This is a genomic window from Bacillus sp. BS98 (genome assembly GCF_008432245.1).
In the GTDB taxonomy this organism is placed as follows: Bacteria; Bacillota; Bacilli; order Bacillales; family Bacillaceae_G; genus Bacillus_A; species Bacillus_A toyonensis.
The window spans coordinates 4239106-4252095 of sequence record NZ_CP043830.1 but is presented as its reverse complement, the minus strand read 5'-3'; the positions used below and the strand labels follow the sequence as shown (position 1 = coordinate 4252095).

The window sequence follows — 12990 nt, the reverse complement described above, 5'->3', positions numbered from 1 at the left end:
TCGCGCGTTTTTTTGTTTGTATAAATTTTTAGCGTACGTTTAATGTTACTTCAATATTCCCTCGTGTTGCTTTAGAGTACGGACATACACCGTGAGCGGCTTCTACAAGTTCTTGTGCTTCGGCATGAGAAACGCCAGCGACATGTACGTCAAGTACAGCAGATAGTCCAAAACCACCATCTGTATCTTTTCCGATAGAAACGTGAGCAGTTACTTCTGTACTTTCCACTTTCACTCGTTTTGTACGAATGACAAGTTGCAATGCACTATCAAAACAAGCGGCATAACCAGCGGCAAATAGTTGCTCAGGGTTTGTTGCTTCCCCGCCAGCACCACCTAATGCTTTCGGCATTTTTACATCAAGATTTAATATGCCATCATCTGAAACTACTTTCCCGTTTCTTCCACCTGTTGCTGTTACTGAAGCCGTATATAATTTATCCATGTTTATTCCCCTTTTCTATCATTTATTGTTTTCATTGTTTCAATTAGTTTATTTAATTGGATTAATAAAGAACGATACTCTTGCTCTGTAATTCCTAAATTTGTAGCCATCGTTTTCGGTAATGAACAAGCCTTTTCTTTTAAATCTTTACCTTGTTCTGTTAATTCAATACAAACTTTTCGCTCATCTTCTTTTGAACGAACACGTTTTACAAGGTTTAATGATTCCATCCGTTTTAACATAGGTGTTAATGTGCCGGAATCTAGAAATAGACGTTCTCCAATTTCTTTTACTGTTAGTCCGTCTTGTTCCCATAGTACGAGTAAAGTAATGTACTGAGGGTACGTAATACCCATTTCGTCTAAATACGGTCGATAAAAACGTGTAACCTCTCTAGAACAGGCGTAAATAGAAAAACAAAGTTGGTTATCTAGATGCAAAGAATCTTCTATCATGAATAACTCCTTTCTTTTTTAATTGTGCACAATTTAATTTTGTAAAACCAATATAACGAAAAATAAATACAATGTCAAATACATTGTATTGAGAAAGTGTGTGCTACATTTTGGAACAATCATACATATTTTCCTTCATGATGAAAGAAGATAGGAAAGATGATGTTATAATTTATATGGAATAGTTTCCATCACTTGATTATGAGGACTTTTTTTGGTAACGTACAAATAGAGTTATTAATTTATAATCATTATAAAGTAGGGAGCTTTTTATTAGTTTTACTGAATCTCCTTTATTACATACGGAGAATATATAAAAAATAATCGGTTGTTCACACGATTGTCAGATTCATAAGAGGAAAGTTGTATTATGATAGTAGATAAAGTGATAAAACGGGTGAAGGGGGACATGCTGCGTGCATATTCTTGTTGTTAGTGTAAATTATCGAACAGCCCCTGTAGAATTTCGTGAGAAACTCACATTTCAGGCAGCAGAGCTAGAACAAGCAATGACTACATTACAAAGTCAAAAGAGCGTGTTAGAAAATGTCATTGTATCAACTTGTAATCGCACTGAGATTTATGCTGTTGTCGATCAATTACACACGGGACGGTATTATATTAAGAAGTTTTTAGCTGATTGGTTTCAGCTTGAAATAGAAGAAGTCGCACCATATTTAACTATTTTTGAACAAGATGGTGCAATAGATCATTTATTCCGCGTAACATGCGGTTTAGATTCTATGGTAGTTGGAGAAACGCAGATTTTAGGTCAAATAAAAGATAGCTTTTTAGAAGCGCAACAAGTAAAAGCGACAGGTACAATTTTTAATGAATTGTTTAAGCAAGTCATTACGTTAGCAAAACGTGCTCACTCAGAAACAACAATTGGTGAGAGTGCAATGTCTGTTAGTTATGCTGCTGTTGAACTTGGAAAGAAAATATTTGGTGAGTTAACAGATTGTCATGTACTTATTCTTGGTGCTGGTAAAATGGGAGAACTTGCATTACAAAATTTATACGGAAGCGGTGCTCGTAAAGTAACGGTTATGAATAGAACGCTTTCAAAAGCGGAAGTAATGGCTGAGAAATATATGGGACATGCAAAGTCTTTAAGTGAATTACAATGTGCATTATTAGAAGCGGACATTTTAATTAGTTCCACTGGTGCATCAGAGTATGTCATTACGAAAGAGATGATGACAAAGGTAGAGAAAATGCGCTCTGGTCGTCCTTTATTTATGGTTGATATTGCAGTGCCACGTGATATTGATCCAGCAATTGATGAGTTAGAAGGTTCTTTCTTATATGACATTGATGATCTGCAAGGAGTAGTGGAAGCAAATCGTGCTGAGCGTTTGAAAGAAGCAGAGAAAATTCAATTTATGATTGAAGAGGAAATTGTTCTATTTAAAACGTGGTTAAGTACACTTGGTGTTGTTCCGTTAATAGCAGCTCTTCGTGATAAGGCACTTGTAATTCAAAGCGAAACGATGGAAAGTCTTGAACGAAAAATACCAAATCTTAGTGATCGTGAGAAAAAAGTAATTAGTAAGCATACGAAAAGTATTATTAACCAATTATTAAAAGACCCAATTTTAGTAGCAAAAGAAATAGCTGCTGAAGAGGGAGCGGGCGAAAAATTAGCGTTATTTGCAAAGATTTTTGATTTAGAAACGGAAGAAGTAGAGAGTCGTGCGGAAGAAGTAGAACATAAAAGAGTGTGGACACCATCCGTTCCATCTTTATAATTTGGAAGGATGATCGGATGAGTTTTTTAAATAACAGTATTATTTATCATATTGCAATTATTTTATATGCTTGTAGCATTAGTTTATATTTTATAGATTATTTCCAAAGTAACCGAAAGGCGAACCGATTTGCTTTTTGGTTACTTTCGATTGTATGGGTATTGCAGTCTATTTTTATGTTGCTTAGGGCGACAGATTCAGAAACGAATCCCATTTTAACTTTATTATCAGGGATTTATTTTTATGTTTGGTTATTGATTACGATGTCGTTAGTCATAAATCGATTTATGCGCGTTGACTTTTTAGTCTTCTTTACAAATGTTGTAGCATTTGGCGTAAGCGCTTTTTCTATTTTTACACCGCTCGGAAAGATGTCGCCAGTACTTGCAGAGCAATTAGTTTCAGAACTTGTATACGTGCATGTTGGAATGGCGATTATTTCTTATGCAACGTTTACGGTATCGTTTATTTTTTCTATTATGTATTTACTGCAATATCGCCTATTAAAAAAGAAAAAGTGGAATGCGAGATTAAGAAGGTTAGGGAATTTGCCGAAGCTTGAATCTACGTCTTACGGGTTAAATTTATTTTCTGTTCCCTTTTTCTTACTAGCAATTTTATTAGGATGCATATGGGGATATACAAAATTGGACAATTTTCATTGGTATGATACGAAAGTAATCGGTTCGTTTGTCGTTCTATTTGTATATTGTACGGGCTTGTATTTACGAGCGGCAGATGTGTTGCAAGGGAAGAAAATTGTAATGTGGAATGTAGGGGCCTTTCTCGTAATGCTAGTTAACATTTTTCTATTAAGTAGTTTATCTAATTTCCACTTTTGGTATTTATAATGAGGAGAGAGAATTATGCGCAAAATTATTGTAGGTTCACGAAAGAGTAAGCTAGCATTGACGCAAACAAACTGGTTTATTGATCAGTTAAAAGCACTTGGTTTACCATATGAATTTGAAGTGAAAGAAATTGTCACTAAAGGTGATGTGATTTTAGATGTTACTCTTTCAAAAGTAGGCGGAAAAGGTTTGTTCGTTAAAGAAATTGAACATGCGTTACTTACGAAAGAAATCGATATGGCTGTACATAGTATGAAAGATATGCCAGCCGTACTTCCAGAAGGATTAATGATTGGCTGTACACCAAAGCGTGTTGACCCTCGTGATGCTTTTATTTCTAAAAGCGGAGAATCATTTAAAGATTTAGCAGAAGGTGCGATTTTAGGAACGAGTAGTTTAAGACGTAGTGCACAGTTATTAGCTGCGAGACCAGATTTACAAGTGAAATGGATTCGCGGAAATATCGATACACGTTTACGTAAATTAAAAGAAGAAGATTATGATGCAATTATTTTAGCTACAGCTGGATTACAAAGAATGGGCTGGGATGATGAAGTGATTACAGAACATTTAGATGAAACGTTATGTGTACCAGCTGTAGGACAAGGTGCATTAGCGATTGAATGTCGTGAGGACGATAACGATTTATTACAGTTGTTATCGCATATGAATGATGCTGTAACAGAGAGAACAGTGGCAGCGGAGCGAGTATTTCTTCATAAACTTGAAGGTGGATGCCAAGTTCCGATCGCTGGATATGCAACTCTTACAAAGGATGATGCAATCGAATTAACAGCTCTTGTCGGTTCTATGGACGGCTCTGTTTTATTAAAAGAGACAGTGGTAGGCGTTGAACCAAAGGAAGTAGGGCTAGAGGCTGCGGACCGTTTAATTAAACAAGGCGCAAAAGAACTCATTCTTGCTGCAAATAAGGGACAACAATAAATATGAATGCTCTTGCTGGCAAAACAGTATTGATTACACGTGCCCAGCATCAAGCGAAACAAATGAGTGTAGCAGTGAAAGAACGGAGCGGAATTCCATTGGAAATTCCGCTTTTGCGTATGGAAGGCACATCTCATAGGCGAATTCACCATACAGCAAGGCAGCTACATTCGTATGACTGGGTTATTTTTACGAGTAAAAATGGTGTAACTTTTTTTCTAGATGGTTTAGAAAAGAAACTACCATTAACTATTAAAATCGCTGCGGTAGGCGTGAAAACAAAATTAGAGTTAGAAAAAAGGGGTTATCAAGTTCATTTTGTTCCAACCTCATTTGTTGCAGAAGTGTTTGCAGAAGAGTTTCTAAAAGAATTAAGTGGAAACGAGCGTATTTTATTTCCGAAAGGGAATTTAGCGAGAGATGTAATTCCAGTTAAACTTCGGGGAATTGGTGTTTCTCTAGATGAGCTAATCGTATACGGTACGAAAGTAAATGTAGAGAAAAAACAAGAACTTATAACAGCATTGAAAGTAAGGAAAGTAAATATTATTACATTTACGAGTCCTTCAACTGTTGATAGTTTTGTTCGTTTACTGGAGGGCACAAACTGGAGAGAATGGACAAAAAAATGTACAATTGCTTGTATAGGGCCTATTACGGAAAAAGAAGCGAACCTTTATTTTCCGCATGTTATTGTGCCGAAAGAGTACACTGTAGAAGCATTACTACAATGCATTTGTGAATCTATAAAGTGAAATTTTAATTAGTGGGAGGTTCATTTCGCACTAATTATTAGCCCTCACCAATTGGGTGTTTATGGGCAGTTGATTTCCCATCTAACTTCTTTGCTCTAGCCGAATTTTGAGATGGAAGTCTTACTGCCCGTTAACGCGGGACAAAATAAAAGAATGGGGATAGAAATTTATGAACTCTTTACAATTTAATCGTCATCGTCGCTTAAGACAAAGCGGGGGCATGCGTGCGCTTGTGCGTGAAACGTTTTTACATACGGAAGATTTTATTTACCCTATTTTTGTATTAGAAGGAGAGAATGTTCGTAATGAAGTTCCTTCTATGCCGGGCGTATATCAAATCTCTTTAGATTTATTGCAAGCTGAAATGCAAGAGGTTGTTGATTTAGGTATTCGTTCTGTTATTGTATTTGGTTTACCTGCTGAAAAGGATGAAGTTGGATCATCAGCATATTGTGATCATGGAATTGTACAGCGTGCCATTAAGCAAATTAAAGGTGAGTTCCCTGAGTTAGTAGTAGTTGCAGATACATGTTTATGTCAATTCACAAGCCATGGTCATTGCGGTGTAATTGAAGATGGTATTATTTTGAATGACGAGTCTCTTGCAGTACTTGCGAAAATAGCTGTAAGCCAAGCGAAAGCAGGAGCGGACATTATTGCACCATCAAACATGATGGACGGATTCGTAACAGCAATTCGCCATGCGTTAGATGAGAATGGTTTTGGACACGTACCGGTTATGTCGTACGCTGTGAAATATTCATCAGCATTTTATGGACCGTTCCGTGATGCTGCACACGGCGCGCCGCAATTTGGTGACCGTAAAACATATCAAATGGACCCAGCGAACCGTATGGAGGCATTCCGTGAAGCAGAATCAGATGTAATGGAAGGTGCTGATTTCTTAATTGTAAAGCCAGCTCTTTCTTACTTAGATATCATTCGTGATGTGAAAAATAACTTTAATTTACCAATCGTTGCTTACAACGTAAGTGGTGAATATTCAATGATTAAAGCGGCAGCGCAAAATGGTTGGATTAATGAAAAAGAAGTTGTGCTTGAAAAATTAATTAGCATGAAACGTGCAGGAGCAGACTTAATTATTACGTATCATGCAAAAGATGCAGCAAAATGGTTACAAGAAGGAGGCGCTAAATAATGAAAAAGTTTGATAAATCGATTGCGGCGTTTGAAGAGGCACAAGACTTAATGCCTGGTGGCGTAAATAGCCCTGTTCGTGCCTTTAAATCTGTTGGTATGAATCCATTGTTTATGGAGCGTGGAAAAGGCTCTAAAGTATATGATATTGATGGGAATGAATACATCGATTACGTATTATCATGGGGTCCTTTAATTCATGGTCATGCAAATGATCGTGTTGTTGAAGCGTTAAAATCTGTTGCTGAAAGAGGTACAAGCTTCGGTGCGCCGACAGAAATCGAAAATAAATTAGCGAAACTTGTTATTGAGCGTGTACCATCGATTGAAATTGTCCGCATGGTTAACTCTGGAACAGAAGCGACAATGAGTGCACTACGTTTAGCTCGTGGTTATACAGGCCGTAACAAAATTTTAAAATTTATTGGTTGTTACCACGGTCATGGTGATTCGTTATTAATTAAAGCTGGTTCTGGTGTGGCGACTCTAGGTTTACCAGATAGTCCTGGCGTACCAGAAGGTGTAGCGAAAAATACGATTACAGTAGCTTATAATGATTTAGAAAGTGTGAAGTACGCTTTTGAACAATTCGGTGATGATATTGCTTGTGTAATTGTAGAACCAGTAGCAGGGAATATGGGGGTTGTTCCTCCGCAACCAGGATTTTTAGAAGGGCTTCGTGAAGTAACAGAACAAAACGGTGCACTGCTTATTTTTGATGAAGTAATGACAGGATTCCGTGTTGCTTATAACTGTGGACAAGGTTACTACGGTGTAACACCTGATTTAACTTGTTTAGGTAAAGTAATTGGTGGTGGCTTACCAGTAGGGGCGTACGGTGGTAAAGCAGAAATTATGCGTCAAGTTGCGCCGAGCGGACCGATTTATCAAGCTGGTACTTTATCAGGTAACCCACTTGCAATGGCAGCAGGTTATGAAACGTTAGTACAATTAACGCCAGAATCATATGTAGAGTTTGAGCGTAAAGCAGAAATGTTAGAAGCGGGACTACGTAAAGCGGCTGAAAAACATGGTATTCCTCATCATATTAACCGTGCAGGCTCTATGATTGGTATTTTCTTTACAGATGAGCCGGTTATTAATTACGATACAGCGAAATCTTCAAACTTAGAATTCTTCGCGGCTTACTATCGTGAAATGGTAGAACAAGGTGTATTCTTGCCACCATCTCAATTTGAAGGTTTGTTCTTATCGACAGCACATAGTGATGCAGATATTGAAGCGACGATTGCAGCGGCTGAAATTGCAATGTCAAAGTTACAAGCATAATATATTAGAGAAAATCGCTCTCCATAAGGGGAGCGATTTTTTTTATTCATAAAGTGGGCTTTACATACATAAATCTGTAATGACATATAGTTTGGGAGGGGGAAAAGAAGTGACAACAGATCATTCGTTACGATTTTCATTAAAAGAATCTGTTTGGTTCCAAAAAGGACAGGAAGTCGAAGAACTTTTGTCAATTTCGTTAGATCCAGACGTTGAGATAGAAGAGCTTGATCATGAAGTTATCGTGAGAGGGCAGTTAGATTTAACGGGGGAGTATGTTGCAAGGCAAGATGATTCGGCCTATTCATTAAGAGAACTATCGCCAGCAAAGTCAATTGATTATGTAGAAACAAGGGAAGATGGGGTGAATGAACTTGTTCATTCCTTTCCACTTGAAATATCAATTCCAAGAAATCGAGTGAAAGTAATTGAAGAATTATATGTATCAATTGAGGAATTTGATTATGAATTGAAGGAAAATGGTTGCTTACAATTATTAGCGGATATATCTATTACAGGTTTATGTGATGAGGAAAGAATCGAGGATGAAGAGGAAGAAACGGCGTATGCTGAGTTAGAAGATGATTCAGCTGAAGAGGATGAAAATAGACCCGCGCCGCATGTAGCGGAACCAACCTATAAAGAATCGGATGAATGGGAAGATTACGCATTTGAACCGTTCCAGCTAGAAGAAAGAAAAGAGCAAGAAGAAGCGGAAGAGGAATTGGCAGAACATGAATTTGCGGAGCGTGAAGAGGAGCAAGAAACGACGCTGCAATTTGAATTGTTTGGACGAAAAGATTATCAAAAAGAAAAGGCGAAAAAGCAGGAAGAGCAAGAAGAAGCATACTCACAGCGAGATGAAAATGCGCTTTATTTAACACAATTATTTACGAAAGAACCGGAAGAAGAATTTACGAAGTTAAGAATGTATTTCGTGCAAGAAGGGGATACAATTGAATCTGTTGCAGAACGTTATGACACGTCTGTACAAAACTTATACCGTGTTAATCAAACAGAAGATATATATTTAACTACGGGACAAATTATTTATATTCCCGTTTCAAAAGCAAAGGCGAAATAAGGGGGTGAGTGCTTTCACTCCCCTATTGTCCTAGAGGCTATGTTTTGAATAGAAAGGGTTATTCGTATGGATATTGAATTACGAAATCGCTATGAACCCATTGTAAGGCAATATAGATTGGATACGCAGCATATGGAAGAGCACGGAAGTGTAACGAAAATTTACACGAATCAAGGTCCATATGCGCTAAAGAAAATAGAAGATAGAAAGTTAGAGCGGAATAACTTTCTACATCATATTCAATATTTGAAGGAGAAAGGTTTTTCAAATTATGTACCTATATACCATGCGACGGATGGGAATTATATTTTAAGTGACGGGACTTATAATTATTATTTAATGCCTTGGTTAGAACGTGCGGAAGGAAACGGCGAGGATAATGATCAATACCATAAAATGTTTCAAACACTTGGAACGTTGCACCAAAAAACGGTGAAAGAAGAAACATATACAGAAGAGGATTTAGAAAAACATTACACAAGTATATCCGATCGTTGGGAAAATGATGGTGAGATGTTAGAAGAGTTTCTTGTAGAATCTGAAGCGAAGTGGTATATGTCTCCGTTTGAATTACAATATTGTACGTACTATCATCATGTAATGAGGGCGCGTGAATTTGCAACGAAGCAATTAAATGAGTGGAACGATGCGATGAAAGAAAAAGATAAAACACGCATTACTTTTGTGCATGGTAACGTGTCACTTAATCATTTTTTATTTGACTATGAACGGAATGGCTATTTTATTAGTTTAGAAAAATCGAAGTTTGCAACGCCTGTGCAAGATATTGTAGGGTTTTATTCGCGGTCTTTAAACACATATCCAATTGCGCGAAGTGATCGTTTTGAATGGTATCAAATGTACCAAAAAAACTTCCCGTTTACGAAAGAAGAGCAACTGCTTATGTATGCTTACATGACTTATCCATCGCAATTTATTCGGCAAATTGAGTCTTATAAAAAAAGAAGGCAGAGTCGCAATAAGGAAAATGAGATTCGCGGAGTAAAGAGCTTGCAACAATCACATTGGCTCGTTAGCAATGTAGAATATTTCCTGTCACAATTACAAGCTGCCCAGCAAGGGAACGGATAAAGTGAAACTTTAATCAGTGGCGGGGGTATTACCGCCCGTAAATAGAGGGGTAAAGAAGATAAGTGGAGGATGCTACTTATCTTTTTTATATTCGCCCGGAAAGTGATAGTCTTAAATTTATCTTGACGAATAAGGTTTCGTTTTTTACACTATTGTATATAATAATTAACAATCATATAAATGCCTTGAAGGGGAAGAGTATAACATGAAACGTCTTCAGAGAGGAGAATCATTAGCTGGGAGATTCTCTAGATAGTTATGTTAGAAGGTAGCCCTGGAGCATCTTTTCTGAACGGAATAGTTCTCATTAGGAAAAGACGGATTTGTCCGTTATCAAATTAAGAGTATAAGCAAATTCTGAATTTGTTTGTAAATAAAGGTGGTACCGCGATGTCCCTCGTCCTTTTTTGGATGAGGGGCATTTTTTATTTTAAGGAGGGAAAATAATGTCAAACACGGAAAAGAATTTACCAACTAAATATGATCATATGTCCGTTGAAGAAGGCCTTTATCAATGGTGGCTTGAAGGCAAATATTTCGAAGCAACAGGAGACGAGAAGAAACAACCGTATACAATTGTAATTCCACCTCCGAACGTAACTGGTAAGTTACACTTAGGTCATGCTTGGGATACAACTCTTCAAGATATTTTAACTCGTACGAAGCGTATGCAAGGATACGATGTATTATGGCTTCCAGGAATGGACCATGCGGGTATCGCAACACAAGCGAAAGTAGAAGGAAAACTTCGTGAAGAAGGTATTTCACGTTACGATCTTGGCCGTGAGAAATTCCTTGAAAAAGCTTGGGAGTGGAAAGAAGAGTACGCTTCTCACATTCGTCAACAATGGGGGAAAGTTGGTTTAGGACTAGATTATTCTCGTGAACGTTTCACATTAGACGAAGGTTTATCTGATGCAGTTAATAAAGTATTCGTTCAATTATACGAAAAAGGCTTAATTTACCGCGGTGAATATATTATTAACTGGGACCCAGCAACACGTACAGCTCTTTCTGATATCGAAGTAATTCATAAAGAGGTTCAAGGTGCATTCTACCATATGAACTATCCGTTAACAGATGGTTCTGGTCACATTCGTCTTGCAACTACTCGTCCAGAAACGATGCTTGGTGATACAGCTGTAGCAGTTCATCCAGAAGACGATCGTTACAAACATTTAATCGGAAAAACAGTTACCCTTCCAATCGTAGGCCGTGAGATTCCGATTATTGCCGATGAGTACGTAGAAAAAGACTTTGGAACAGGCGTTGTAAAAATTACACCAGCTCATGACCCGAATGACTTTGAAGTAGGTAACCGTCATGACTTACCACGCATCTTAGTAATGAACGAAGATGGAACGATGAACGAAAAAGCTGGTACGTATAACGGTATGGACCGTTTCGAATGCCGTAAAGCGTTAGTGAAAGACTTACAAGAAGCGGACGTATTAGTAGAGATTGAGCCTCATATGCATTCAGTAGGTCATAGTGAGCGTAGCGGTGCAGTTGTTGAGCCTTATTTATCAACACAATGGTTCGTAAAAATGGCTCCACTTGCAGAAAAAGCAGTAGCACTTCAACAAAAAGAAGAAGAAAAAGTAACGTTCGTACCAGAGCGTTTTGAAAACACATACTTACGCTGGATGGAAAACATTCATGACTGGTGTATTTCTCGTCAATTATGGTGGGGACACCGCATTCCAGCTTGGTATCATAAAGAAACTGGTGAAGTATACGTAGGTACTGAAGCGCCAGCGGATATTGAAAACTGGAATCAAGATAACGACGTACTTGATACATGGTTTAGCTCAGCGTTATGGCCGTTCTCAACACTTGGTTGGCCAAATGAAGAGGCAATAGACTTTAAAAAGTTCTATTCAACAGATGCTTTAGTAACTGGTTATGACATCATCTTCTTCTGGGTATCTCGTATGATTTTCCAAGGTTTAGAGTTTACAGGAGAGCGTCCATTTAAAGATGTATTAATTCACGGTTTAGTTCGTGATGAACAGGGACGTAAAATGAGTAAATCTCTTGGTAACGGTATCGACCCGATGGATGTTATCGAGAAGTACGGTGCAGATGCAATGCGTTACTTCTTATCAACAGGAAGTGCACCAGGCCAAGATTTACGTTTCAGCATGGAAAAAGTAGAATCTACTTGGAACTTCATTAATAAAATTTGGAACGCATCACGTTTCGTATTAATGAACATGGATGATATGAAGTATGAAGAAATCGATTTAACTGGTGAAAAATCAGTTGCAGATAAGTGGATTTTAACTCGCTTAAACGAAACGATCGAAAGTGTAACACGTAACATGGATAAATATGAGTTCGGTGAAGCTGGTCGTTCATTATACAACTTCATTTGGGATGATTTCTGTGACTGGTACATTGAGATGGCGAAACTTCCACTATACGGTGAAGATGAAGCAGCTAAGAAAACAACTCGTTCTATTTTAGCTTACGTATTAGACCAAACGATGCGTCTATTACACCCATTCATGCCGTTCGTAACAGAGAAGATTTGGCAACATTTACCGCATGAAGGCGAGTCTATTACAGTAGCGGCTTGGCCAACAGTTCGCGAAGATTTACAAGATAAAGAAGCGGCAGCAGAAATGCACCTTCTAGTTGATATCATTCGCTCTGTTCGTAACATCCGTGCAGAAGTAAATACGCCAATGAGCAAAAAAGTTCAAATGCAAATTAAAGCAAAAGATGAGGCTATCCTTGCTCAACTTACGAAAAACAGCTCTTACATTGAGCGTTTCTGTAACCCAAGTGAATTAACAATTCAAACGAATTTACAAGCGCCAGAAAAAGCGATGACTGCAATCGTATCAGGTGCAGAGTTATTCTTACCGTTAGCTGATCTTATCAACCTTGACGAAGAGAGAGCACGTCTTGAAAAAGAACTTGAGAAGTTCGATAAAGAGGTAGAACGTGTACAGAAGAAACTTTCAAACCAAGGCTTCGTAGCGAAAGCTCCTGCGGCAGTTATTGACGGAGAGCGTGCGAAAGAGCAAGATTACCTAGAAAAACGCGAAGCAGTTCGCCAACGTCTAGCAGATCTTGAGAAATAAAGTGTATTTTAGAGACTCACTATATTGGTGAGTCTCTTTTCTTTGCGTATAATAGAATGATGAAGGTTGTCT

Annotated in this window: 11 protein-coding genes and 1 other annotated feature; of the genes, 9 read left to right on the top strand and 2 right to left on the bottom strand. The window is 37.8% G+C overall.

Features of this window, described 5'->3' with window-relative positions:
- Positions 1-28: 28 nt before the first annotated feature.
- Together F0362_RS22055 and F0362_RS22050 are read right to left on the bottom strand one after the other, a co-directional pair.
- Entirely contained in the window at positions 29-445 is a 417-nt protein-coding gene (locus tag F0362_RS22055) for an organic hydroperoxide resistance protein (RefSeq protein WP_000359777.1), read from the bottom strand.
- Positions 446-447: 2 nt separating this feature from the next.
- Positions 448-900: a MarR family winged helix-turn-helix transcriptional regulator gene (locus F0362_RS22050; protein ID WP_000568749.1), complete on the bottom strand. Its 453-nt coding sequence runs from the start codon at positions 898-900 to the stop codon at positions 448-450.
- Positions 901-1316: 416 nt separating this feature from the next.
- Between F0362_RS22050 and hemA the strand changes: the two genes are divergently transcribed.
- The 9 genes from hemA (at position 1317) to F0362_RS22005 (ending at position 12918) form a co-directional block, all read left to right on the top strand.
- Positions 1317-2651, top strand: coding sequence for a glutamyl-tRNA reductase (gene hemA, locus F0362_RS22045; protein WP_000547854.1), 1335 nt, complete (start codon positions 1317-1319; stop codon positions 2649-2651).
- A 17-nt stretch (positions 2652-2668) separates the two neighbouring features.
- Positions 2669-3502, top strand: coding sequence for a cytochrome c biogenesis protein (locus tag F0362_RS22040; protein ID WP_000009004.1), 834 nt, complete (start codon positions 2669-2671; stop codon positions 3500-3502).
- A gap of 15 nt (positions 3503-3517) precedes the next feature.
- Positions 3518-4447, top strand: coding sequence for a hydroxymethylbilane synthase (gene hemC / locus F0362_RS22035; protein WP_001226434.1), 930 nt, complete (start codon positions 3518-3520; stop codon positions 4445-4447).
- Between the two features lie 2 nt (positions 4448-4449).
- Positions 4450-5202 carry a uroporphyrinogen-III synthase gene (gene hemD, locus F0362_RS22030; RefSeq protein ID WP_000992363.1) on the top strand — a complete coding sequence of 251 codons (753 nt, stop codon included), beginning with the start codon at positions 4450-4452 and terminating at the stop codon, positions 5200-5202.
- A gap of 169 nt (positions 5203-5371) precedes the next feature.
- A complete protein-coding gene (hemB, locus tag F0362_RS22025) occupies positions 5372-6361 on the top strand; it encodes a porphobilinogen synthase (protein WP_001087053.1) in 990 nt (329 codons plus the stop codon).
- On the top strand, positions 6361-7650 hold the full coding sequence (gene hemL, locus F0362_RS22020; RefSeq protein WP_000712944.1) for a glutamate-1-semialdehyde 2,1-aminomutase: 1290 nt from the start codon (positions 6361-6363) through the stop codon (positions 7648-7650). The genes hemB and hemL overlap by 1 nt, the downstream gene beginning before the upstream one ends.
- A gap of 79 nt (positions 7651-7729) precedes the next feature.
- A complete protein-coding gene (gene spoVID / locus F0362_RS22015) occupies positions 7730-8734 on the top strand; it encodes a stage VI sporulation protein D (protein WP_002045157.1) in 1005 nt (334 codons plus the stop codon).
- Positions 8735-8800: 66 nt separating this feature from the next.
- Positions 8801-9826, top strand: coding sequence for a spore coat protein YsxE (ysxE, locus tag F0362_RS22010; protein ID WP_000350668.1), 1026 nt, complete (start codon positions 8801-8803; stop codon positions 9824-9826).
- A gap of 176 nt (positions 9827-10002) precedes the next feature.
- Positions 10003-10234 (top strand) — a binding site (T-box leader).
- Positions 10235-10272: 38 nt separating this feature from the next.
- On the top strand, positions 10273-12918 hold the full coding sequence (locus tag F0362_RS22005) for a valine--tRNA ligase (RefSeq protein ID WP_149889958.1): 2646 nt from the start codon (positions 10273-10275) through the stop codon (positions 12916-12918).
- Positions 12919-12990: the final 72 nt, after the last annotated feature.

What these genes read in the sequence shown, in the direction of transcription:
- hemC (WP_001226434.1), top strand. Translation starts at nt 3,518, where the DNA reads ATGCGCAAAATTATTGTAGGTTCACGAAAGAGTAAGCTAGCATTGACG.
- hemB (WP_001087053.1), top strand. Translation starts at nt 5,372, where the DNA reads ATGAACTCTTTACAATTTAATCGTCATCGTCGCTTAAGACAAAGCGGG.
- hemD (WP_000992363.1), top strand. Translation starts at nt 4,450, where the DNA reads ATGAATGCTCTTGCTGGCAAAACAGTATTGATTACACGTGCCCAGCAT.
- F0362_RS22040 (WP_000009004.1), top strand. Translation starts at nt 2,669, where the DNA reads ATGAGTTTTTTAAATAACAGTATTATTTATCATATTGCAATTATTTTA.
- F0362_RS22055 (WP_000359777.1), bottom strand. Translation starts at nt 445, where the DNA reads ATGGATAAATTATATACGGCTTCAGTAACAGCAACAGGTGGAAGAAAC.
- ysxE (WP_000350668.1), top strand. Translation starts at nt 8,801, where the DNA reads ATGGATATTGAATTACGAAATCGCTATGAACCCATTGTAAGGCAATAT.
- F0362_RS22005 (WP_149889958.1), top strand. Translation starts at nt 10,273, where the DNA reads ATGTCAAACACGGAAAAGAATTTACCAACTAAATATGATCATATGTCC.
- F0362_RS22050 (WP_000568749.1), bottom strand. Translation starts at nt 900, where the DNA reads ATGATAGAAGATTCTTTGCATCTAGATAACCAACTTTGTTTTTCTATT.
- hemL (WP_000712944.1), top strand. Translation starts at nt 6,361, where the DNA reads ATGAAAAAGTTTGATAAATCGATTGCGGCGTTTGAAGAGGCACAAGAC.
- spoVID (WP_002045157.1), top strand. Translation starts at nt 7,730, where the DNA reads ATGACATATAGTTTGGGAGGGGGAAAAGAAGTGACAACAGATCATTCG.